Source organism: Sphingobacteriales bacterium (assembly GCA_016706405.1).
In the GTDB taxonomy this organism is placed as follows: Bacteria; Bacteroidota; Bacteroidia; order Chitinophagales; family UBA2359; genus BJ6.
In genome coordinates this window covers 527511-549935 of record JADJJT010000001.1, presented here as the reverse complement: position 1 = coordinate 549935, position 22425 = coordinate 527511, and the positions used below count along the sequence as shown (strand labels likewise).

Sequence of the window (22425 nt, the reverse complement as noted above, 5' to 3'; positions counted from 1 at the left end):
GGCAGTATCAAATTGCTCCGGATGCTGACCTGCGTTTTTTAAAACAACGGTAATTGCGTAATTTTGCAGCCATTTCATCCTGCAGTTAATATTCCCGGATAAATAATATTTTATTTTCTTAAATCGTATCTAACTAAAAAAAATGTCTGCTAATTACACGTATTTAAGCAATGCGCACCCCGAGTTTATAGAATCGTTATACCATGCCTATCAACAAAACCCACAAAGTGTTGATGTGCAATGGCAAAAATTTTTCGAAGGTTTTGATTTTGCCTTAGCCAATGCCATCACCACACCTACAAATGGCAATGGCAATGGCACACAAAAAGCGTTGCTACTAATGCAACAACAACAACGCAAAGCCTTAGCTTCGATTTGCGTGTTTACCAGCTAATTGCCGCACACCGGCACAAAGGGCATTTAGAGGCAGTTACCAACCCACTTAAACCCCGGAAAGACCGCAAGGCACACCTAAGCTTATCGGACTTTGGTTTTACCAATGCCGACTTAACTACTGAAACCAACTTAGGTGTCGAAATAGGGCTGCAAGGAAAACAAACACTGGAAACAGTTTACCAGCAGTTGCGTAAAATTTATTGTGGCACTTTAGGTTTTGAGTGTGAATATATTACCAATTTAGAGGCATTGCAATGGTTGCGCCAGCGTATTGAAACACAGGGTGGCAGTTTTGGATTTAGTTTAAACGAACGAAAACATATTTTTAGAAAATTAAACGCAACGGTTGTTTTTGAGCAGTTTTTACATACCAAATATATTGGTCAAAAACGTTTTGGCTTAGAGGGAGGCGAATCTATGATTCCGGGCCTTGATGCCGCTATTAATGCAGCCTCGAACCTTGATGTAAGCGAAGTGCTGATAGGTATGGCTCACCGGGGGCGTTTAAACGTGTTGGCTAATATTATAGGCAAAACTTACGAGCAAATTTTTAACGAGTTTGAAGGCTACGCGGCTATGGACCACAAAATGGGCAGTGGCGATGTAAAATACCATTTGGGTTATAGTGCGCAGCATACTGCCCCCAATGGCCAGCAATTATATCTTAAATTAATGCCTAACCCATCGCACCTCGAGGCAGTAAACCCCGTAGTACAGGGCTTTGCCCGCGCAAAAGCCGACATATTATACAATAGCAATTACGACAAAGTTTTACCCATTTTAATACACGGCGATGCAGCCGTAGCAGGGCAGGGCATTGTGTACGAGGTAACCCAAATGTGTGGGCTAAAAGGGTATTATACCGGAGGTGCACTTCATTTTGTAATTAATAACCAAGTGGGCTTTACCACCGATTTTGACGATGCACGCACCGCCGACTATTGCACTAGCGTAGCCAGTATGGTAAAGGCACCAGTAATTCATGTAAACGGAGACGACATAGAGGCTGTTGTTTTTGCCTGCCAACTGGCCGTGCAATATCGCCAAAAATTTAATGCCGATGTGTTTGTAGATATGGTTTGCTACCGCAAGCATGGCCATAACGAAAGCGACGACCCAACCTACACCCAGCCCGGATTGTATAAACTTATTGAAAACCACCCCAACCCCCGCGAAATTTATGCCCAAAAATTATATGCCGAAACAACCTTTAACAATGACGATGTAAAAGCCCTAAACGACGAGTTTTGGCAACTTCTTCAAGACAGGCTCAATATGGTAAAACAAAAACCGTTGCCCTACCAACTACAAAAACCCGACTTGGCCTGGCAAAAACTGCGCCATGCAACTCCCACCGATTTAGCCCAGTCGGTAATAACAGGTATTGAGGCCGGTATTGCAAACCAAATAGCCAAACAAATAGACGCCATACCCGAAAATTTTGACCCACTGCCTAAAATTAATACTATGCTGCGCAAACGCCGCGAAAACTTTCAAAAAACGCAAACCCTCGACTGGGGCGGGGCCGAGCTTTTAGCCTACGGCAGCCTTTTAGCCGAAGGGTTTAATGTGCGTATGAGTGGGCAAGATGTAAAGCGCGGCACTTTTAGCCATCGCCATGCTATGTTGTACGATGCAAACACGTATAACGAGTATTGCCGACTTAGTCAGGTGGTGCCAAATCAACAAGGGCAGTTTTTAATATACAACTCACTGCTTTCTGAGTATGCTGTGTTGGGTTTTGAGTATGGCTACGCCCTTGCTTGGCCAAATGCGCTTACTATTTGGGAAGCACAGTTTGGCGATTTTGCCAACGGCGCTCAAATTATTATCGACCAATTTATTGCCAGCTCTGAAGCGAAATGGACGAACGCAACAGGTTTGGTTTTGTTGCTGCCCATGGCTACGAAGGGCAAGGCCCCGAGCATAGCAGCGCCCGTTTAGAACGCTTTTTACAGCTTTGTGGCAACGACAATATGTTTGTAACAAATATAACCACTCCGGCTAATTTTTTCCATGCCTTGCGCCGGCAGGTAATTAGCCCATTCCGTAAACCGCTGGTGGTTATGTCGCCTAAATCTTTGCTGCGCGAACCCCTTTGCACTTCGCATATTGACGAGGTAACTGGCAACAACAAACGCTTTTTAGAAATTATAGACGACACAAATCTTAATAATCCGGAAAAAATAAAAACCGTATTGCTCTGTTCCGGAAAAATATACTACGACCTGCTGCGAAAACAACAAACAGATCAGCGTAAAGATATTGCCATCGTTCGCATCGAACAATTATACCCGTTTGCCGAAGCCCAATTTAAAAATATTATTAGCCGCTACCCTAAAAAAGCACGCTTGATTTGGGTGCAAGAAGAGCCGGCAAATATGGGCGCATTGTGGTATTTGCGCAACCTTTTTGCCGAACTTAACCTTGATATGGCATTTATAGCACGGCCAAATAGTGCATCACCTGCATCGGGGTTCAAGGCAATATCCGATGCCGAACAAAAGGCTATTGTTGAACAAGCGTTTGCCTAACTAACAGGTGCTATTTGCTATTTGCGTATTTATATTGCTAATAATTTGTTGGTCGGTATTAGTAGGTAAAAACAAAAAATTGTTAATATAAGCTTGCCGGTCTGTTTTAGGGTTTGCAGTTTGTAGCGCATTGGCTTGGGTGGCACTAAACGGCACCATCTGCCCCGCTACTGGCTGATAGTAGTAACAATTATATCCTAACTCGCAAATAGCATCTATAATTTGAGTTATGGGTTGGTTGTGATGCCTTTGCTCGACCTCGACAATTAATGCCGGATGGTATAAGGCAATAGTTTGTTGCGCCCCCTCAATTACTTCCCACTCGTGGCCTTCGGTATCTATTTTAAGCAGGCATGGTGGGGCAATTGCCGCCTTGTTTTGGGCTAAAAAATCATCTAAACGTTGTGTTTTAACTGTAAGCTTTTGGGAGTTTTCTTCGTTGGTTTCGAGGTAATGGGTATTTAAAGTAGCACGTGCCAAGCGCCATTGTTTGTTTATTTGTGGAATTTTAAGCAAAAACTCGCCATTTTTATTGCTTATTGCCACCGGAGAAATAATTGCTTTAGGAAAAAAACGAGTAAGCAGCCGATTTAAACTTGGTATAGGCTCGAACCCCAACAGCAAATTTTCCGGATGCTTTGCATAATACTGTGCGGCATATAAATACTCTCCTTTGTGGCAACCAATATCGATAAAACTTAGCGTGGGCTGCAACAAATAAGGCAATAACAGCAATTCGGGCTCAAAATCGGTTAAATTACGGTTAATTGTGTTTAAATTATGCCAACTTACTTGCCGAATAAAAGCCAATAACCGATGCTTGTACCATTTTGGAGCTATTTGCAGTGCTATTTCGCGAGCTATTTTCCGGATAAAAAAAGGCAAGCGCATAATTTTTCGAACAAATTTTAAGTGAAAAAAACCAAAGCAATTTAACCTTTTTAATTTGCCTATACAAAGAAAAAGTTGGCTTGTATTACAATAATCCTAAAATGACTATTTTTGAGCAAATTTTATAGTTTTTAGCCAAAGACGGTGTAATTTTAAAGGCAAAAATAGCTGTTTTAAAACTACTAATTAAACAAAAAACCAAACAAAGCAAATAAACTTTTGTTGTTTTACCTACACTATGCAGTTTAAACTTACCTCGTTGTATAAGCCTGCCGGCGACCAGCCCCAGGCCATTAAAGCCTTAGTAAACGGCATTTTACAGGGCGAAAAATACCAAACCTTATTAGGGGTTACCGGCTCGGGCAAAACTTTTACAATGGCAAATGTAATTAGCGAATTACAGCGCCCCAGCCTAATTTTGACCCATAATAAAACCTTAGTAGCCCAGTTGTATGGCGAGTTTAAACAGTTTTTTCCCGAAAATGCAGTTGAATATTTTGTAAGTTATTACGACTATTACCAGCCCGAAGCCTATATTCCGGTAACAAATACCTATATCGAAAAAGATTTGTTAATTAACGACGAAATTGAAAAGCTGCGGTTACGGGCTACCTCTTCGCTTATGTCGGGGCGGCGCGATATTGTTGTGGTAGCATCAGTAAGCTGTATTTACGGTATGGGCAACCCTAACGAATATAAAGATAAAATAATTTACCTTAACCAAGGCGATAAAATTGGCCGGAACCCTTTTTTGCGCCGCTTGGTAGAAATTATGTACTCGCGCACTGAAGACGAGTTTAACCGGGGTACTTTTAGAGTTCGGGGCGACACGGTAGATGTTTTTCCGCCGTATGCCGATGATTATGTATTTAGGGTGGTGTTTTTTGGCGACGAAATAGATGCCATCGAGCGAGTACACCCCGAATCCGGAAAACGAATAGAAACCCTTCAGCAAGCAATTTTTTATCCGGCAAATTTATACCTTACCGACCAAAGTCAATTAGGGCAAGTTTTGCATCAAATTTTAGATGAACTACAAGCCCAAAAAAACTATTTTGAAAGTGTAGGTAAACACGCCGAAGCCGACCGAATTTACGAACGAGTGCAAAACGATATTGAAATGATTAAAGAATTGGGCTATTGCTCGGGAATTGAAAATTACTCGCGCTTTTTTGACAACAGAAAGCCCGGACAACGCCCGTTTTGTTTACTCGATTATTTTCCGGAAGATTATTTGTTGTTTTTAGATGAAAGTCACGTAAGCGTACCTCAAATATCGGGCATGTACGGCGGCGACCGCTCGCGCAAATTAACCCTTGTTGATTATGGATTCAGGCTTCCATCGGCATTAGACAACAGGCCGCAAAGCTTTCAAGAATTTGAGCAGTTAATTAACCAGATTGTGTATGTGTCGGCTACCCCCGGCGACTACGAAATGACCAAAACCGGCGGCGAGTTTATAGAACAGGTTGTGCGCCCAACCGGCCTACTCGACCCGCCAATACAAGTGCGCCCCAGCCTTAACCAAATTGACGACCTTATTGGCGAAATTAACCAACGTGTTGCCCTAAACGAGCGTATTTTGGTTACAACCCTCACTAAAAGAATGGCCGAAGAATTAAGCAAATATTTAACGCAGTTAAATATTAATTGCAAATACATCCATTCAGAGGTTGATGCCCTTGAACGGGTTGAAATTATAAGAGGGCTGCGCCTGGGCGACTTTGACGTGTTGGTGGGTATTAATTTGCTGCGCGAAGGTTTAGATTTGCCCGAAGTGTCGTTAGTGGCTATTTTAGATGCCGACAAAGAGGGCTTTTTGCGCAACGAGCGCTCGCTTACACAAACGTCCGGAAGGGCTGCCCGCAATGCCAACGGCTTGGTAATTATGTACGCCGACCGCATCACAAAAAGTATGCAGGCCACCATTGATGAAACAAACCGCCGCCGCGCCAAACAAATTGCCTTTAACGAAGCCAATGGCATTACACCACAAACCGTGCTAAAAAGCCGCGAACAAATTTTAGAACAAACCGCCGTTGTTGACATTAAAGGCAATAAAACCAACGCCGTTTATATTGAACCCGATGAAACAAGCACCGCACTTGCCGCCGACCCCATTATACAATACATGACCCGCCCACAATTAGAAAAATCAATTGAAAAAACCCGCCGCGACATGCTAAAAGCTGCCAAAGAACAAGATTTTATGGCCGCCGCACGCCTGCGAGACGAATTATTTGCCTTGCAAAACGAGTTTAAAAAACTGTACGAACACACCTAACGGCAAGTTAAAATACAACCTCGAAAAACAACAACAAACAAATATTAGCGATTTTAGTTGAATGATTTTTTTTTAATCCGGAAATTGTTTAAAAATTAGTTTGTTGAACTAATTTGGAACTATGTGCCCTTGAAATAATTGCGAAACTAAGTCCTCTATAAATCTGTTTTACATTTTTGTAGCCTGTTTTTACCTCAATATTTTCTTAGTATCAAGCGTTTAAAACTGTCACACCTTTTAATACTTAAACAAATTCTATGTGTCTATGTGGTTAATTATATGGTTTAATTATTAAACAACTTCCCGGAATATAAAGCAGGCATTAAAACCAATCAAAATAATTATCCGGATAATAAGAAGCAAATAGCAGGTTGTAAACCATGAATCGCCTTAATTAACATTATTTTTCTTAAGCATAGTTGTAAAATGCTATATTTTGTTAATTAATAGTTGTTAGTAAAAATAATTGCCATATTGCGGCCTTGTTTTTACTGCTCCCTTTTTACAAAATTATACTCACGCGCTCTCTTTATGAAAAACAAATTTATACTTGCTTTATTTTTTATTTTTTGTTGGACTTCATTACTTGCCGCCCCACCACTTAAAACCCTTGACGAGCTAACTCTAACCGCCATCAAAACCAGCCAAAACCTGCATATTGATGGTGTATTAGAGGAAGATGCCTGGAAAAACGCCCCAATGGCTACTAATTTTATTACCTCCGAGCCGGTTTTTGGACAGTCAGCACAACAAAAAACCCAAGTATGGCTATTGTACGACGACAAGGCTATTTACGTTGCCGCACAAATGTTTGAAGACAAAGCCCACGCAATTGCCAACGAAATGTCGGTGCGCGACCAAATTGTAGATGCAAACACCGATTATTTCAGAGTTGGAATTGACACCTATAACGACAATGTAAACGCCAACGTATTTACCGTATCGGCGGCTAACGTGCAAGGCGATTTTAAAATTAACGGCACCGACTACGACGACGCCTGGGATGCCGTTTGGCAAAGCCGCGCCACTATGCACCCCAACGGAGGGTGGGTAATTGAAATACGAATTCCTTACTCGGCATTGCGTTTTCCAAATAAACCCGTACAAACATGGGGCATTAATTTTTTTCGGTTTAGCGAGCGCACCCAAGAGTTTACTACCTGGGCAGCTATAAACCCCGCCGTTGATGGAATTATAAATCAATGGGGTAGCTGGGTCAATTTGCAAAATATTAAGCCACCTTTGCGCCTGTCGTTTACGCCCTATTTGGGCTTGAGTTACGAGCGATACCCGACAAATAATAGCGACAACTTACCCGTAACCGGCTACGAAGAAGGTAAAAATATTAATGGCGGCATGGATGTAAAATGGGGTATCAACGAAAGTTTTACTTTAGATGCAACGTTAATTCCGGATTTTGGCCAAGTACAATCAGACGATAAAGTATTAGAGTTAGGCCCTTTTGAACGCCGCTACAACGAACGCCGCCCCTTTTTTACCGAGGGCACCGAATTGTTTAGCAAAGGCGATATTTTTTACTCGCGCCGTATCGGAGGCCTGCCCCTACACTTTTTCGATGCCTATTTACAAACCGACACCCTTGAATATGTAGCCGAAAACCCTACCATGAGCCAGCTATATAATGCCACAAAATTTTCGGGACGCACAGCCAAAAACTTAGGAATAGGGGTGTTAAACGTAATACAAGCCCCTACACATGCCGCTATAATTAACACCCAAACCAATAAAACACGGCGTTTTGAAACCGCTCCGCTAACCAATTACAACGTCTTTGTACTTGACAAGGTGCTTAAAAACAATTCTTCTATTAGCCTAATAAACACAAATTTGTTGCGCAATGGCACCAGCCCCGATGCCAACGTTACAGCGCTTGAAACCCGATTGGCTGGTAGCAAAAACAAATATGCGTTTAATGCAACACTTAAAGCAAGCCAAATATTTACTGCCGAGCAAACACAACGCGGATACAACTACCAAGTGGGTTACGGCAAAATATCGGGCACCTGGCGCTGGAAGGTTTCGCATGTTGGGATGGATAAAAATTATGACCCCAACGATATGGGCTTACAGTATGGTAACAACAACACAAAAACAAGTATTGAGGCCGGATATTTTCAATACAAGCCCAACAAAACCTTCAATAGCTGGTCTGTTAACGGCAATTTTAATTACCAAACCCATTTTACCCCGTTTGCACACGAAAAACAGATTGTTAATATTAACTTCAATGGTCAATTTACTAATTTTTGGATGCTGTCGGCTTGGGTAGATGGTAGCCCGTTTGATACCCACGATTATAACGAACCACGCAAGGAGGATACCTATTTTTTACGTCCGGGATATTTTTTTACCGGATTTAATTTGCAAACCGATACCCGTAAAAAAGTTTGGTTTAGTTTTGAAGGCAATATCGCCGACTCGTACAACCACAAAGACTATTACTACTCAGGCCAACTTGCCTCTAATTTTCGGTTTAGCCAGCGATTGACCGCCACATATACCATTTTTGCCGATTACGACCAAAGCAACTACGGATGGGTAAACACCATTAACCAGCAAACAGTGTTTGGCCGCAGGCAGTTGTTTAATGCTTCAAATACCGTATCGGTAAGGTATGTTTTTACCCCGCGTATGAATATTAACGTAAGAACACGCCATTACTGGGGTAAAGTTGATTATTACGATTACCACCTGCTACAACCTAATGGCCGCCTTTTATGGTATAAGCAGTACAACCAAGCCCACGATGGCAATTTTAACCTGTTTAATTTAGATTTTGTCTATAGCTGGGAGTTTTTGCCAGGCAGCCAACTAAGTTTTGTTTGGAAAAACAATATTATAGCTTTTTATAACACCAAAACCGGAAACTATTTGCAAAACATAAACAAAACCTTTGCCGAACCCCAAGCCAATTTTGTAGCGCTAAAACTCTTATATTACTTAGATTATCAAGGCATAAAAAAACAACAATTCTCACCTAAAACAGGGTAAACCCACCCCAAATTAAACAAAACTACCAAAGTATTAGCCTAACTTTGCACCGACAATAAGTTTTTTAAACCCAATCGCCTTCGCAAGTCCTATGGATAATAGTTTAATTGATAATTTTAAACACAAAGGCCTGCGCGATAGACTTATGTACGAGTTAGTGGATGAGGGCATTAAAGACACAGCAGTTTTGTTTGCAATTCACAAAGTACCACGCCATTATTTTTTTCCTCCGGAATTTGCCGAACAAGCCTACCAAAACAAAGCATTTCCTATTGGGCAGGGGCAAACTATTTCGCAGCCATTTACCGTGGCCTATCAAAGCAGTATGTTACAAACGTTTAATGGCGCAAATGTATTGGAAATAGGCACCGGCTCGGGGTATCAGTGCGCCATTTTGCTCGAAATGGGCTGCCGCGTAGTAAGTATAGAACGAGATTACACCCTCCATGTTGCCGCCAAAAAATTATTAAAACAAATGGGCTACCACCCTACACTTTTATTTGGAGACGGCTACGAAGGCGCTGCGCAATATGCCCCGTTTGACCGCATTTTAATAACGGCAGCTGCCCCAGAAATACCCATAACTTTGCTCAATCAGCTAAAAATTGGCGGCATGATGGTGGTTCCGGTGGGTAAAAACATTCAAACCATGGTAGGGGTAACCCGAAAATCAGAAAACGGGTTTGTAGAAACCAAAGGAGACGAGTTTAAATTTGTACCCATGACCCCAGGCGTCGTAAAATAAACAAGTATCCAACTTGCGTTGATAATAAAAAATATCCGGATATTTTTTTTTGCAGCAATGATGCCTTTTTATAATGTATTTTCCTTACAATAAATCCGGAACCTAAAGCCATTTCCTTACCTTTGCCTCGCAAATAAAAAAACTGTAACGTTTTGCTGTTTCAAAAATGGTACAATAGGTGGTTTTCTCCACACAAAATATATGTCAACCAGCTACGGCACCTAATGGGCTTTACACCCGTAAATATTGCCGTTTACCGAATGGCATTTAGGCACGCCTCGCGCACAACGGCTACACACACCACCAACGAACGCTTAGAATATTTAGGCGACTCGGTACTTGGCACAGCCGTTTCGGAATTTTTATTTAAGAAATACCCCCTCAAAGGCGAAGGCTTTTTAACCGAAATGCGCTCGAAAATTGTACGCCGCAAAAAATTAGGCGAAATTGGCTATTTGTTAGACCTTTCGGAGTTTTTAGACTACGACCACCTAAGCGTACACGTTACCAATACGTTGTTGGGCAATGCACTTGAGGCTTTAGTGGGTGCTATTTATTTAGATGCCGGATACGACAAGGCACAGCAGTTTGTTTACCAAAAAATATTAGCCCAGTTTATTAATATTGACCGCCTCGAAACCGGCGACCTTAACTATAAAAGCCTGCTTTTAGAATGGGCACAAAAACATGCACATACCCTTGATTACGAATTGGTTGACGAACGTATTACCGGAAATACCCGCCGCTTTACCGTAGCAGCTTACGTAAATAATGAAGAGTTAGGGCGCGGCGAAGGTCCCAATAAAAAAGAGGCCGAAAAACAAGCCTCTAAAGCGATTTGTGAAACATTAAGTATAGCTAAACAAATGGGTATTATTGCTGATGACGACTAACAAGTTAATTTTACGCCATAGTGCCAAAACTCCGGATAATAAATAGCAGCATCGAGCCATTTTGTTGTCAATTTAACTCCTATAAGTTGGTTTAATGGCAGTTTTGTTATTTTTGTGCAATAAACGTACAACCCAAACCTAACAATATTGCGTTTAATTAAAGAATAAAGAAATAAAATTTTGTGCGGCACCATGTTGTTTTTTCGTTTTTATACTTTTATTTGCGTAGTTGTAGCTTTATTACACTTACTATGCCCCTTAACAAATGCTAGCGCACAGGTAAGCGCGGGCGGGCAACCCATTAGTTTTAACTCGTTTTTACAAGCACAGCTAAATAAAAATACCTCTCTTCCAATTATAGCAACTAACCCCACTACCATTAATTGGGGGCAAATTGCCGCCAAAGATGCCATAAACGACCTTGACCCCACCAAGCCCTATCGTTTTGGCGTTCCATTGTCTGCCAATATTGATGTACTGCAAAAAGGACTATGGCAAACCCTGCCAAATGGCGACAAAATTTGCCGCCTTGCTATAAACTCGGCAGCAGCCCAAGCAATACATTTAATTTACAAACAGTTTTATTTGCCGCCCGGTGCTACGCTTCATCTTTACAGCCCCAACCAGCAGCAAATATTGGGTGCATTTACCCCGCTAAACAACAAACCACATGGCCGCATGGCCACAGGTATTATTTTTGGCGAAACTACTATATTAGAATACTACGAACCCGCCGCTTATGCCGGACAAGGGCAAATACAGGTTGCTACCGTTGTACATCATTATAGAGGCTTTGCAAACGCACAGTTTAATTTGGATAATAAGCGACAATCGCCATCATTGCAAGAGGAGGAGGAGGAACAACAACAATCAAAAAGCGAAGAAGGGTTTGGCGACTCGGGGTTGTGCAATATCAACGTTAATTGCCCCGAAGGAGACGATTGGCAAAACCCCAAACGCTCAGTAGGTTTAATATTGTCGCAACAAGGTACGCGCCTTTGCACTGGCGCCTTAATTAACAATGCCCGTAACGATTGTACGCCTTTATTTTTAACAGCCAATCACTGCGTTGATTACCCCACCGAACCTGAAACATGGCTGTTTATGTTTAATTACGAAAGCCCCGACTGCAATAATAACGATGGGCCAACCAACCAAACCGTATCGGGGGCAACACTATTGGCAAATAGTTTTGCCAGCGATTTTGCGCTCTTAGAACTGTCCGAACCAATTCCGCCCGATTATAACGTATGGTTTTCGGGGTGGGACAACGCCAATACCCCTGTTGCTATTTGCGCCTGCATACACCACCCCAAGGGCGATATTAAAAAAATTTCGCTAAACGACGACCTTTTGACCGAGTCTTCAGGGGGTAGCGGCGTGCCTAACTCGCATTGGCGCATTGATGGCTGGGACGCTGGCACTACCGAAGGAGGCTCATCGGGCTCGCCGTTGTATAATCAAACTGGGTTAATTATTGGGCAATTGTACGGAGGTAATGCCTCGTGTACCAAAATTGACTACGACGATTTTGGCAAATTGTCAATGTCGTGGGCAAAAGGCGCCGACTCTAAAGCCCGCCTTAAAGATTGGCTTGACCCCGACAACACCGGTGTTACAAGCATAGACGGGAAAGATTGCAGTCAACCGCCGTTTGCCTTAGATGTGGCGTTGATGAGCATTGAAGACCTTCCGGAATTTGCTTGCAGCGATAGTCCATTAAACCCAAAAATAAAAATCCGGAATAAAGGCAGTACCCCCATAACAAGCCTCGAAATAAAGCTAAGTATTAACGGCCAAACCCCGTTGTTGTTTACTTGGTCGGGGTCGTTAAATTACTACCAAATTGATTATATAGATTTGCCGCTCCCGGCATTAGAGCCGGGGGTACATAATTTAGAAATCACCTTATTTAATCCGAACAATAATCCGGATGAAAATGGGGCAAATAATACCATCATAACTAAGCTCAACTTAGTACCATCAAACAGTTATGTAACCGTTTATTTAACCACCGATGCCTATGGCAGCGAAACCTCGTTTGATATAAAAGACACAAACAATAAAACGATGTATGCCCAAGCGGGCTTTGCCGATAAACAACAAAACTATATGTTTAATTATTGTTTGCCGGTTGGTTGCTATATATTCACCATTTACGATGCCCTAAGTGATGGCATTTGTTGCGAGTTTGGCAATGGCAACTATAAACTTATTGATGCTGAACAAAATCTTTTAGGAGAGGGCGCCGAGTTTAAGGGCAGCGCATCTATAAGTTTTTGTGTAGAAGGTAGTGGCGAGTTGGTGCCAACTTTTACCGCATCTGATAGTATTGTTTGCCCCAACGACACGGTATATTATAGTTGCAATTATCCGGAGGATGCTGATACCTATTACTGGGCGATAGATGGAGCGGTTCCGGCAACAGCATCCGGAAAAAATATTGCGGTAGTGTATCCGCAGGCGGGTCAGTATAGTGTAAATTTATTGGTAGTTAAAGGCGAGGGTGCCGGCCAAGCCAATTTGCCGGCAGCTATTACGGTGCTCTCGGCCCCGGTGGTAACAATAGAATCGCAGTTGCCTACTACACCTGTTGCCACCGACGGCAGCTTAACGGCTGTTGCTATAGGTGTTGAGCCGCTTCAATATAACTGGAGTTTGCCCGGCGCACCCAACCAACCACAATTAAACCAAATTACAGCAGGCCAATACAGTGTTTCTGTTACCGATGCTAACGGCTGCCAAACAATTGCCCATGCCACCTTATTGAGCCAGTACCCGGCAATGACTGCTGCTATTTGGGTGGGCAATATGCCGGCCAGCGGTGTGTTTTGCACCAACGAACCCATTTTTGTAAAAGGACAATATAATAACACGCCGCATAAAATTAACTGGTTGCTGCCCAATGCCCAACCCGCCAGTGCCACCACCGACACCGTTACCTTGCAATTTGCCCAACCCGGCAATTACACCATAACACTTATTGCTGCCGACTTATATACCACCGACACCGCTACACTTACAATTAAAGTTGCCGCTGCCCCCGAAATAGTTTTTCAGACGCGAGCGGCACATTTAAACCAATTTGATGGGCAAATAATGGCCTTGGTTTCGGAGGGGATGCCCCCCTATGGCTATAAATGGAGCACAGGTTTAGAGGACGCAAATACTATAACGGGTTTAAACTTTGGCAATTATTCGCTTACGGTTACAGATGGGTCGGGCTGCCCGGTTGTGCGAAGCATAACGCTTGGCGTAGCCATTGATAATCCTTTGCAAATGCAGGTTTATAGTCATACAGGCAACAGGTTATTGCAAATTTACAATGCTAACCCCGAAAATGTGCCAGCTAATTTACAACTGTATGCGGTTACAGGCCAGTTGGTTTGGCAAGGCAATATATCCGCCAATACGGCATTTAGCTTAAATATGGCGGCATTTTTGCCACAAGGCTTGTACTTTGCCGTTTTACAAGCTAACGGATATATTGTTGTTGAAAAAATATTTTGCGGCGAGTAAAATAGTTGCGGCGATTTTTGGGATGGAATTTTACTCGTAATTGCCTATGTTCTCAAACTAAGAGAGTAAAAAGCAAATTTTGTCCGGATAAAAATAAAATTATTAACCCTAATTTTGCCTCATGTTTAACCAATTGTTAGCCGCTCTGCGCTACGGTATTCGAGCACAAACCAAGTATTACCTGCACTCGCCATTTGTTTACGCCCTTGCAGAAAATGTTATTTACGACCCTCGCAGCTATTATGCTTTTTACGATATTGCCGACTTACGGCGTGCGCTCTTGAAAAACTCAACCATGCTAATAGTTACTGACTTAGGTGCTTCGACAAATGCCGCAAGCAAAAATGATGTTGCTGCGGCATCAACTTACATGCGTAGCATTAAAACTATAGCAAACCGCGCCGGCGCCACCGAAAAAGTGGGAGAACTGCTGTTTAAATTAGCAAATTATTTTGAAGCGAACACCTGCCTTGAACTGGGAACATCGTTAGGTTTGGGTAGCCTGTACTTGGCTAAAGCCCGCAAAAAGGCCACTATCCATACCATTGAGGGGTGTGCCAAAACGGCAGCAATAGCCCGGCAAAACTTTGCTCAAATGCGGGCAAACAATATAAAAAGCTATATTGGCAATATTGATGCGGTGTTGCCACAACTATTGCCACAACTACCACAACTTGACCTTGTTTGGGCTGATGGCAACCACCGCTATGCGCCTACGTTGCGCTATTTTGAAGCTTGTTTGCCCCATGCCCACAACGATACAGTGTTTGTTTTTGACGATATTCATTGGTCAAAAGAGATGGAGCAAGCATGGGCGGCCATACAACAACATCCACAGGTTACTTTAACCATTGATTTGTTTAGGTTGGGCTTGGTTTTTTTACGCCAAGAGCAACAAGCAAAAGAGCATTTTATAATGTGGTGGTAGTAAACTAATGGAAGGGCTTACCCATCCGGTTTGTATAAAAATTGACACGAGGCCTATTTTGGGCATTTTCTATAATTTCACTAACTTCGTGCCTCATTTGTTTATTAATCTTGCTACAACCTATCGTTGTTAATTCGCACACGGCTTGTTATATGATGGAATTGCTAATTGTACTTGTGTTTGTTGTTGGTTATATTGCAATAACGCTTGAACACAATATACATATAAATAAAGCGGCTACAGCCTTATTAATCGGTGTAATAACATGGAGTATTTACGCCGTATTTGTAGGAAGCCACCACGAGGTTTCGGACTATGCACAGCACCCAAACGGCAGTGTTTTGGCTAGTGTAACACACCAGTTGGAATACCATCTTCCGGAAATTTTAAATATTTTACTATTTTTACTAGGGGCAATGACCATTGTGGAGCTAATTGACATGCACAATGGTTTTTATGTGATAACCGCACGCATTAAAACGCGCAACAAAATAAAACTGCTATGGATTATTGGTATTATTACTTTTTTTCTGTCGGCGGTTTTAGATAATTTAACCACTGCTATTGTTATGGTTTCGTTGCTGCGCAAACTAATACGGCATAGAGAAGACCGCTTAGTGTTTGCCGGCTTGGTTATTATTGCCGCAAATGCTGGCGGTGCGTGGTCGCCTATTGGAGACGTAACAACTACAATGCTTTGGATTAGCGAACGTATTTCGACCGTTAATATTATTTTAGAGCTGTTTTTGCCTAGTTTAATTTGTATGGTAGTACCTTTAATATGGTTTAGCTTTAAATATAAAGGCGAATTTGACGGAATTACCCACCAAGAGGACACCCAAACCACCCCGCTTGAACGCAATTTAATGTTTTTTGCCGGAATTGGCAGTTTAATTTTTGTACCCGTTTTTAAAACTATTACCCATTTGCCGCCATTTATGGGCATTTTGCTGGGTGTTTCGATAGTGTGGATATTAAACGAATTTTTACACCACAAGAAATCTAACGAAGAAAAAACACAATACAGTATTTTAAAAGCATTGTCGCGCATTGATACGCCAAGCATTTTGTTTTTCTTTGGTATTTTGGCCGCCGTTGCTTGTTTGTCATCTATAGGCTCGTTGGGCAAATTAGCGCGGGGGTTAGATGCCAGTGTAGGCAATTTAGATATTATTGTAGTTATGATGGGTGTTTTATCGGCAATTATTGACAACGTGCCCTTAGTGGCTGCCGCCATACAAATGTACCCGGTTGAGCAATATCCAATAGACCATAAACTGTGGGAGTTTGTAGCGTATTGCGCCGGCACAGGTGGCAGTATGCTTATTATTGGCTCGGCGGCTGGTGTGGCGGTAATGGGTATTGAGCGCGTAACTTTTTTTTGGTACGTGCGCAATATTTCGTTCGCTGCCACCTTAGGCTATTTTGCCGGTGCCTTGGTTTATATGCTCGAGTTTTGGTTGTTTGCACACTAAAACATAAGTTTTTAATCTAAAAAAAATCCGGACTTAACCCTTAATTTGTATTTTGTTATTATTTATATGAGCGCAACTACAAACACTAATAGTAAAAAATCATTGCCCGCTGAGCCGCAAAACAATCATAGCAGCAATAGCACTACGGCTAATTTTTGGAAAACAAACAAACTTGCCGCCTTAATTTTATTTGTGCTGGCAATAGCACTGTATGCCTATACTGCCTCGAGCGGTTTTGAATACGCCTTAGACGACCAACTGTATATAACCAAAAATGATTTTACTAAAAAAGGCTTAAAAGGCATACCCGATATTTTAACAAAAGAAAGTTTTGTAGGCTTTTGGGGCGAACAAAAAGACTTGTTAGAGGGCGCCCGGTACAGACCAATGGTAATAACAACTTTTGCCCTTGAATATCAGTTTTTAGGCGAAAATCCCCGCTTTTCGCACGCAGTTAACGTGTTGTTATATGCACTTTTGGGCTTGTTGTTGTTTAGGCTGCTAAGTTTAATGTGGCAAACAAGCCATTTTAGCGACTCATTAAATAACAAGTGGTATTTAGCAGTTCCGTTTGTAGCAACAGCCCTATTTATAGCCCACCCTGTTCATACTGAGGTGGCAGCCAATATTAAAGGACGCATGGAAATTTTAGAACTATTGGGATGCTTAGGAGCTATGTGGTTTGCCTTTAAATATGCCGCAAAAACAAATAGTGGTAATAGTACAACGTTTAACATCCGGATGATTACAGGCCTTGCCCTTTGCTATTTTGGTGCTTTAATGACAAAAGAAAGTGCTATTGCATTTTTAGCTATTGTTCCAATAAGTTTATGGGTGTTTCGGCCCCAAACCAAACTAAACAAACAAATTATTATAGTAGCAGGTACCATGTTTGGCGCATTTGCTGTTTTTATGCTGGTGCGTTTTATGGCTATTGGCTTTTTTTGGAACTCGGGCGGGCAAAAAATAACCGAACTGCTAAACAACCCGTTTGCCGAAGCCACTAAATCGCAAGAGTATGCCACCATTTTTTATACCCTTTGGATTTACCTGAAACTTTTAATTGCCCCCCTAACTTTAACGCACGATTATTACCCAAAACAAATACCCATTCTCAATTGGAGCGATTATAGGGCATTTTTGCCTTTGCTATTCTACCTTGTATTATCCGGATTGGCTGTTTGGGGGCTATTGCGCCGGAAAATTTGGGCTTGGTGTTGGGCATTTTACGGCTTATCCTTAATTATTGTATCGAACCTGCTTTTTCCGGTAGGAACATTTTTAAACGAACGTTTTTTATTTATCCCATCTATTGGTTTTTGCGTGTTAGTAGCATGGATTTTGGTGCAAAAACTACCCAAGTGGCAACCCAAAATAGCCCATACCGCACCCGTTTTATTGCTGGGTTTATTATTGGCAACATATAGCTTGCGTACCTGGGCACGCCTACCCGCATGGCGCAGCAACGAAACCCTGTTTTTAACCGATGTTGAAAACTCGCCTAACAGCAGCAAAGTAAACACAGCAGCAGGAGGCGTTTTGTTAGAAAAAGCTGCTAAAATTACCAATAATAAAGACGACCAAAAAATAATGCGCCAACGCGCCGTTGCCTATTTAGAAAAAGCCCTGAAAATTTATCCGGATAACCACAACGCCCAACTTTTATTAGGAAATGCTTATTTAGAAATGGGCGAGTTTCAAAAAGCTTTCCCGCCGTATTTACAACTCTTAGAGCGAAATCCTAACCACGAGTTGGTAAACAGTAATTTGGTAACAGTAGCCGAGCAAATTACCGAAGTACACGCTATTGCCGACCTTGCCGAGTTTATAGAGCAAAAAGTGTTACCCCTAAACAATGGCCGCTACCAGCCCTACCACGCCTTGGGTATTTTGTACGGCAAAAAAATGAATAAACTTGAAAAAGCCGCCGAGTTTTTAGCTAAAGCCGTTGAACTGCCCAACGCAAGTGCCGCCGCCTGGCAAGACTATATGACCGCCTACGGCATGATGGGTAATTTTGAAAAAGCCCTTGAAATTGGTCTCAAAGCCGAGCAAAAATACCCTCAATACGAGCCTATTTTGCGCAATATTGCCATTAGCTACGCTAACCTTAAACAAATGGATAAAGCAAACGCCTATTTTAAACGAGCCGATATGGCTTTGAATAAAAAATAACTTCAATCATACACCTACCCAATTATTTGACTTTAAACAGCGTTTTTTAGCGCTTGCTTTCAATTTATTCCAATTCCAATAAATACAAAAAACGACCCTTAAAAGCGTAGCGTGTGTAATTTTGCCAACCCAACCTACTTTGTTATTTTTGCGTCTTTATATTAAACCAAGGACAAAAAACTTGCTTATTTTCTTTAATTGTCTCAATTAGATTAACATTTCGATTTTAAAAAACTTGTTGTGATACCTTGCCCAAAGCATTTTTTTTCTAACAGCAGTCGTCTTTTACTGCTATTAACCCTATTTATATTTGCCGGATGCTTTTTGCCCCTTGCTGCCCAAACATTTTACGGCAACGAGTGGATAAATACCAGCAAAAACTACTATAAAATCAAAGTTGGTGCCGAGGGCATTTACCGCATTTCGCAGCAAGTGCTAAGTACAACAAAATTGGGTTTAACAGGCAGCCACTACCAATTATTTTGCAATGGCAAAGAAGTACCGCTTTACGTTACCACCAGCAACGAACTTGGCACAAATGACTACATTGAATTTTATGGCCAACCTAACAATGGCCAATTCGACACTTTACTATATGCCAACGCTAATTGGCAACCCAACCCGTATATTAATTTGTTTACCGATACCGCCACCTATTATTTAACTACTAACATTTTTGGCTTTAACGAACGCTATTTTGCCCTTGCAAACGATACCATAAATGCACCAACTGCACCCACCTGGTTTTGGTACACCCAACAAATAAATTTTAAAAATACATTTCATCCGGGCATTATTACCCAAGCCGGAAGTTTTAACGCATACTCACCCAGCTTCGATTTGGGCGAGGGCTATTGCGGTGCGCTGATAACCAAAGGCAACCAAACCGACTTAAAAATTGCAACGCCGGCCATATCTGCCGATGCCGACGGCCTGCCACAGTTGCAAATTGGCTTAATGGGGCGCAGCGAGGTAGCCGGCGTTAATCCCGACCACCATTTTAAATTAAAAATTAGCACCACAACCCTAATTGACAACACCAACGAAGGGTATTTTTTAAACGCCTATACCACAAGCTTCGACCCGAGTTTGCTAACCTCGCCCCAAACCACCCTCGCCTTGCAAGCCCTTGGCGACTTAGCCGATGACGACAAAATATCGGCCAATTGGCTGCGCCTTACCTACCCCCGCTTATTTGATTTTGACAATAAAAAGGGCTTTTCTTTTGAACTGCTCAACGATAATACTTATTTGCTCGAAATTGTTAATTTTAACGCCGGCACCGCTCCCGTTTTGTACGACCTTACCAACCGCTTGCGAATACCCGCAATAACACAAGCAGGTAAAACTATTATTAAACTACCCAAAGGGTTAAACCCAAGTGTAAACAGAAAACTGTATTTGGCCAACACCACTAATTTTATCCCTCAAACGGGCGCAGTTATTACCCAAATAGAGAATTTAATTCCAGTACCTTTTTACAATTTTGAACAAGAAGAAGATTCCCTGCAAGGTGATTTTTGCATGGTTTATCATCCGGATTTGGCCATGGGCGACGTAAACCAAGTTGAACGCTATCTTAATTACCGGAAAAGCCCATCCGGAGGTAATTTTACCGCAGCAGCAGTATCTATCGAAACGCTTTACGACCAATTTGCTTATGGTACCTATAAATCGCCGTTAGCTATTCGTAATTTTGTAAACTACGCCATAGATAAATGGAAAATTCCACCAAAACAACTATTGCTACTGGGCAAAGGTGTTAGCTACAACAAAACAACCTTAGACCCCACAGCCTATAAGGCATGTTTAGTGCCAACTTATGGATACCAACCCAGCGATGTATTGCTAACTGCCCGGTCTGCAACCCAACTGCAACCACAATTGCCCATAGGCAGGGTGTCGGCAAGCAACGCCGCCGAGTTGAAAGCCTATTTGAATAAATTAATGCAACACGAGTCGCCCTGGTTTGCTCCCCCCTCTTGCGATACTTTAACCTATATGTGGCGTAAAAACGTATTGCAATTGGTACAAGGCAGCTCAGCCCCCGAAACCAATACACTTACCGAACAAGCACTAACTAAACAGCCGCTATATAAAGGTTTTGGCATAGGAGCACAGCAAATTACTTTGTTGGCACAAAAAGGTGATGTAATAACCGAATTGCCGCAAATGACCCAACTTATTAACCAAGGGCTTGGTTTAATAACGTTTACTGGCGGGGCAAATGCAGGTAGTTTGGCTTGGAATTTTTATTTGCTTCCGCCCGATGTATATAACAACGAAGCGCGGTATCCGGTAGTAATATCGAATGCGGGCAGTGTGGGCAATTTATTTAACTACGGAAACAATCAACCCATGAGTATAACCTACGTTATGGCGCAAAATGCCGGATTTATAGGCTTTGTTGACAAGTCGTTTATAATACCGCAAGCCCAAGCCCAACTTTTTGCCGATACTTTGTTAGCTATTTTAACGCAAACTAATTACGGACTTGGCTTAGGTCAGGCCATGCTGTTAGCGGGCAACGCCTTAGCCAATAATCCCAATTTAAGCCCTGCCGAAGCCCAGCTATTAGCCCAAGCTTTTACCCTAAGCGGCGACCCTCTGATACAAGCTGTGCCAAACCCGCGTGGCCCCGAATTGGCCATTTATGAATCGCAAACACGCTATAACAGTACCGCCGATGATTTTCCGTTGCTTAGTACGCCTTTGTTTATTACCGAAAAAATGCCCGGTGTAAACATTAAATTTGTACTGCACAACTACGGCCAATATGTAAACGATAGCGTTTGGCTGCATGTAGGCCGTATATTTGAAGATGCCTCATTGCTAATGTTAGACTCAATAAAGGTGCCCATACCCGCTATGCTCGATACGTTAGAATTGGTATTTAAAAACGATTTTATTGACTTAAATGTAAATGGCAGTAATGTGGTGGCAGTATTTGCCGATTTTGCCGGAAAATATAACGAAGCCTGCAAAACAAACAACGTATTGTATAAACCAGCCGAAATTCACCATTATTGCACTGCCTACCCCAATATACCCCTCGAATGGACGGAGGTAAACCCCGGCGGTTTTCCTATTTTGTTAGATGCGGGCGAAGATGGTACTTTTTATACTTGGTCAACGGGCGAAACCACGCGCACCATTACCGTTACACAGCCCGGATTATATGCCGTAACCGTAACCGATGCCTTTGATTGTACTGCCGAAGGAAAAGCACAAGTAGTATTTACCAATATTTTTGAGCAGGAAGAATTACAGAATCCTAAAAATGACTTGCAAATACTTTATTTTCCGGATGAAAACAGGTTGCAAATTATAGCGCACCATCCGGATGAAAAACTGTTAAGTCAAAAAACATACTCGTTACAACTTGTTAATGCACAAGGAAAAATAATGTTGCAGCACAATGTTTTGCCCTCAGACCTTGCCACTGCCAACGGCACTACTATTAATTTGCCAACAAACCTGCCCGTTGGGTGGTATTTGACTACTTTATACCAAGAGCAAAGGGCTATTAAAAGCCAAAAACTATTGCTTAACCATAGACATTAGTATTATAAA

11 protein-coding genes and 1 pseudogene are annotated in these 22425 nt (G+C 42.1%); 10 read left to right on the top strand and 2 right to left on the bottom strand.

Annotated elements, in window-relative coordinates; translation table 11 throughout:
* Positions 1–142: 142 nt before the first annotated feature.
* Positions 143–2930, top strand: a pseudogene (locus IPI59_02260) (2-oxoglutarate dehydrogenase E1 component).
* On the opposite strand, the gene IPI59_02255 reads toward IPI59_02260, so the two are convergent.
* Positions 2931–3821, bottom strand: coding sequence for an FkbM family methyltransferase (locus IPI59_02255; protein ID MBK7526388.1), 891 nt, complete (start codon positions 3819–3821; stop codon positions 2931–2933).
* A 238-nt stretch (positions 3822–4059) separates the two neighbouring features.
* Between IPI59_02255 and uvrB the strand changes: the two genes are divergently transcribed.
* The 4 genes from uvrB (at position 4060) to rnc (ending at position 10755) form a co-directional block, all read left to right on the top strand.
* A complete protein-coding gene (gene uvrB, locus IPI59_02250) occupies positions 4060–6105 on the top strand; it encodes an excinuclease ABC subunit UvrB (protein ID MBK7526387.1) in 2046 nt (681 codons plus the stop codon).
* A gap of 531 nt (positions 6106–6636) precedes the next feature.
* On the top strand, positions 6637–9117 hold the full coding sequence (locus tag IPI59_02245) for a carbohydrate binding family 9 domain-containing protein (protein ID MBK7526386.1): 2481 nt from the start codon (positions 6637–6639) through the stop codon (positions 9115–9117).
* 91 nt (positions 9118–9208) lie between these two features.
* Positions 9209–9862: a protein-L-isoaspartate(D-aspartate) O-methyltransferase gene (locus IPI59_02240; protein ID MBK7526385.1), complete on the top strand. Its 654-nt coding sequence runs from the start codon at positions 9209–9211 to the stop codon at positions 9860–9862.
* 224 nt (positions 9863–10086) lie between these two features.
* Positions 10087–10755, top strand: a complete 669-nt coding sequence (rnc, locus tag IPI59_02235) for a ribonuclease III (protein MBK7526384.1) — start codon at positions 10087–10089, stop codon at positions 10753–10755.
* Here rnc and IPI59_02230 read toward each other — a convergent pair.
* Complete coding sequence (locus IPI59_02230; GenBank protein MBK7526383.1) at positions 10752–10949, bottom strand: hypothetical protein; 198 nt, start codon at positions 10947–10949, stop codon at positions 10752–10754. The genes rnc and IPI59_02230 overlap by 4 nt on opposite strands.
* On the opposite strand from IPI59_02230, the gene IPI59_02225 reads away from it, so the two are divergent.
* From IPI59_02225 to IPI59_02205, 5 genes are all read left to right on the top strand, one after another.
* Positions 10948–14274: a trypsin-like peptidase domain-containing protein gene (locus IPI59_02225; protein MBK7526382.1), complete on the top strand. Its 3327-nt coding sequence runs from the start codon at positions 10948–10950 to the stop codon at positions 14272–14274. The genes IPI59_02230 and IPI59_02225 overlap by 2 nt on opposite strands.
* Before the next feature lie 121 nt (positions 14275–14395).
* Positions 14396–15202, top strand: a complete 807-nt coding sequence (locus IPI59_02220; GenBank protein ID MBK7526381.1) for a class I SAM-dependent methyltransferase — start codon at positions 14396–14398, stop codon at positions 15200–15202.
* Positions 15203–15357: 155 nt separating this feature from the next.
* Entirely contained in the window at positions 15358–16677 is a 1320-nt protein-coding gene (nhaD, locus tag IPI59_02215) for a sodium:proton antiporter NhaD (GenBank protein MBK7526380.1), read from the top strand.
* Positions 16678–16743: 66 nt separating this feature from the next.
* Positions 16744–18852 (top strand): tetratricopeptide repeat protein, encoded by a 2109-nt coding sequence (locus IPI59_02210; GenBank protein MBK7526379.1) that lies wholly within the window; start codon positions 16744–16746, stop codon positions 18850–18852.
* Between the two features lie 240 nt (positions 18853–19092).
* Positions 19093–22416, top strand: coding sequence for a hypothetical protein (locus tag IPI59_02205; GenBank protein ID MBK7526378.1), 3324 nt, complete (start codon positions 19093–19095; stop codon positions 22414–22416).
* Positions 22417–22425 lie beyond the last annotated feature (9 nt).

What these genes read in the sequence shown, in the direction of transcription:
- IPI59_02255 (MBK7526388.1), bottom strand. Translation starts at nt 3,821, where the DNA reads ATGCGCTTGCCTTTTTTTATCCGGAAAATAGCTCGCGAAATAGCACTG.
- uvrB (MBK7526387.1), top strand. Translation starts at nt 4,060, where the DNA reads ATGCAGTTTAAACTTACCTCGTTGTATAAGCCTGCCGGCGACCAGCCC.
- IPI59_02245 (MBK7526386.1), top strand. Translation starts at nt 6,637, where the DNA reads ATGAAAAACAAATTTATACTTGCTTTATTTTTTATTTTTTGTTGGACT.
- IPI59_02240 (MBK7526385.1), top strand. Translation starts at nt 9,209, where the DNA reads ATGGATAATAGTTTAATTGATAATTTTAAACACAAAGGCCTGCGCGAT.
- rnc (MBK7526384.1), top strand. Translation starts at nt 10,087, where the DNA reads ATGGGCTTTACACCCGTAAATATTGCCGTTTACCGAATGGCATTTAGG.
- IPI59_02225 (MBK7526382.1), top strand. Translation starts at nt 10,948, where the DNA reads ATGTTGTTTTTTCGTTTTTATACTTTTATTTGCGTAGTTGTAGCTTTA.
- IPI59_02230 (MBK7526383.1), bottom strand. Translation starts at nt 10,949, where the DNA reads ATGGTGCCGCACAAAATTTTATTTCTTTATTCTTTAATTAAACGCAAT.
- IPI59_02220 (MBK7526381.1), top strand. Translation starts at nt 14,396, where the DNA reads ATGTTTAACCAATTGTTAGCCGCTCTGCGCTACGGTATTCGAGCACAA.
- nhaD (MBK7526380.1), top strand. Translation starts at nt 15,358, where the DNA reads ATGGAATTGCTAATTGTACTTGTGTTTGTTGTTGGTTATATTGCAATA.
- IPI59_02210 (MBK7526379.1), top strand. Translation starts at nt 16,744, where the DNA reads ATGAGCGCAACTACAAACACTAATAGTAAAAAATCATTGCCCGCTGAG.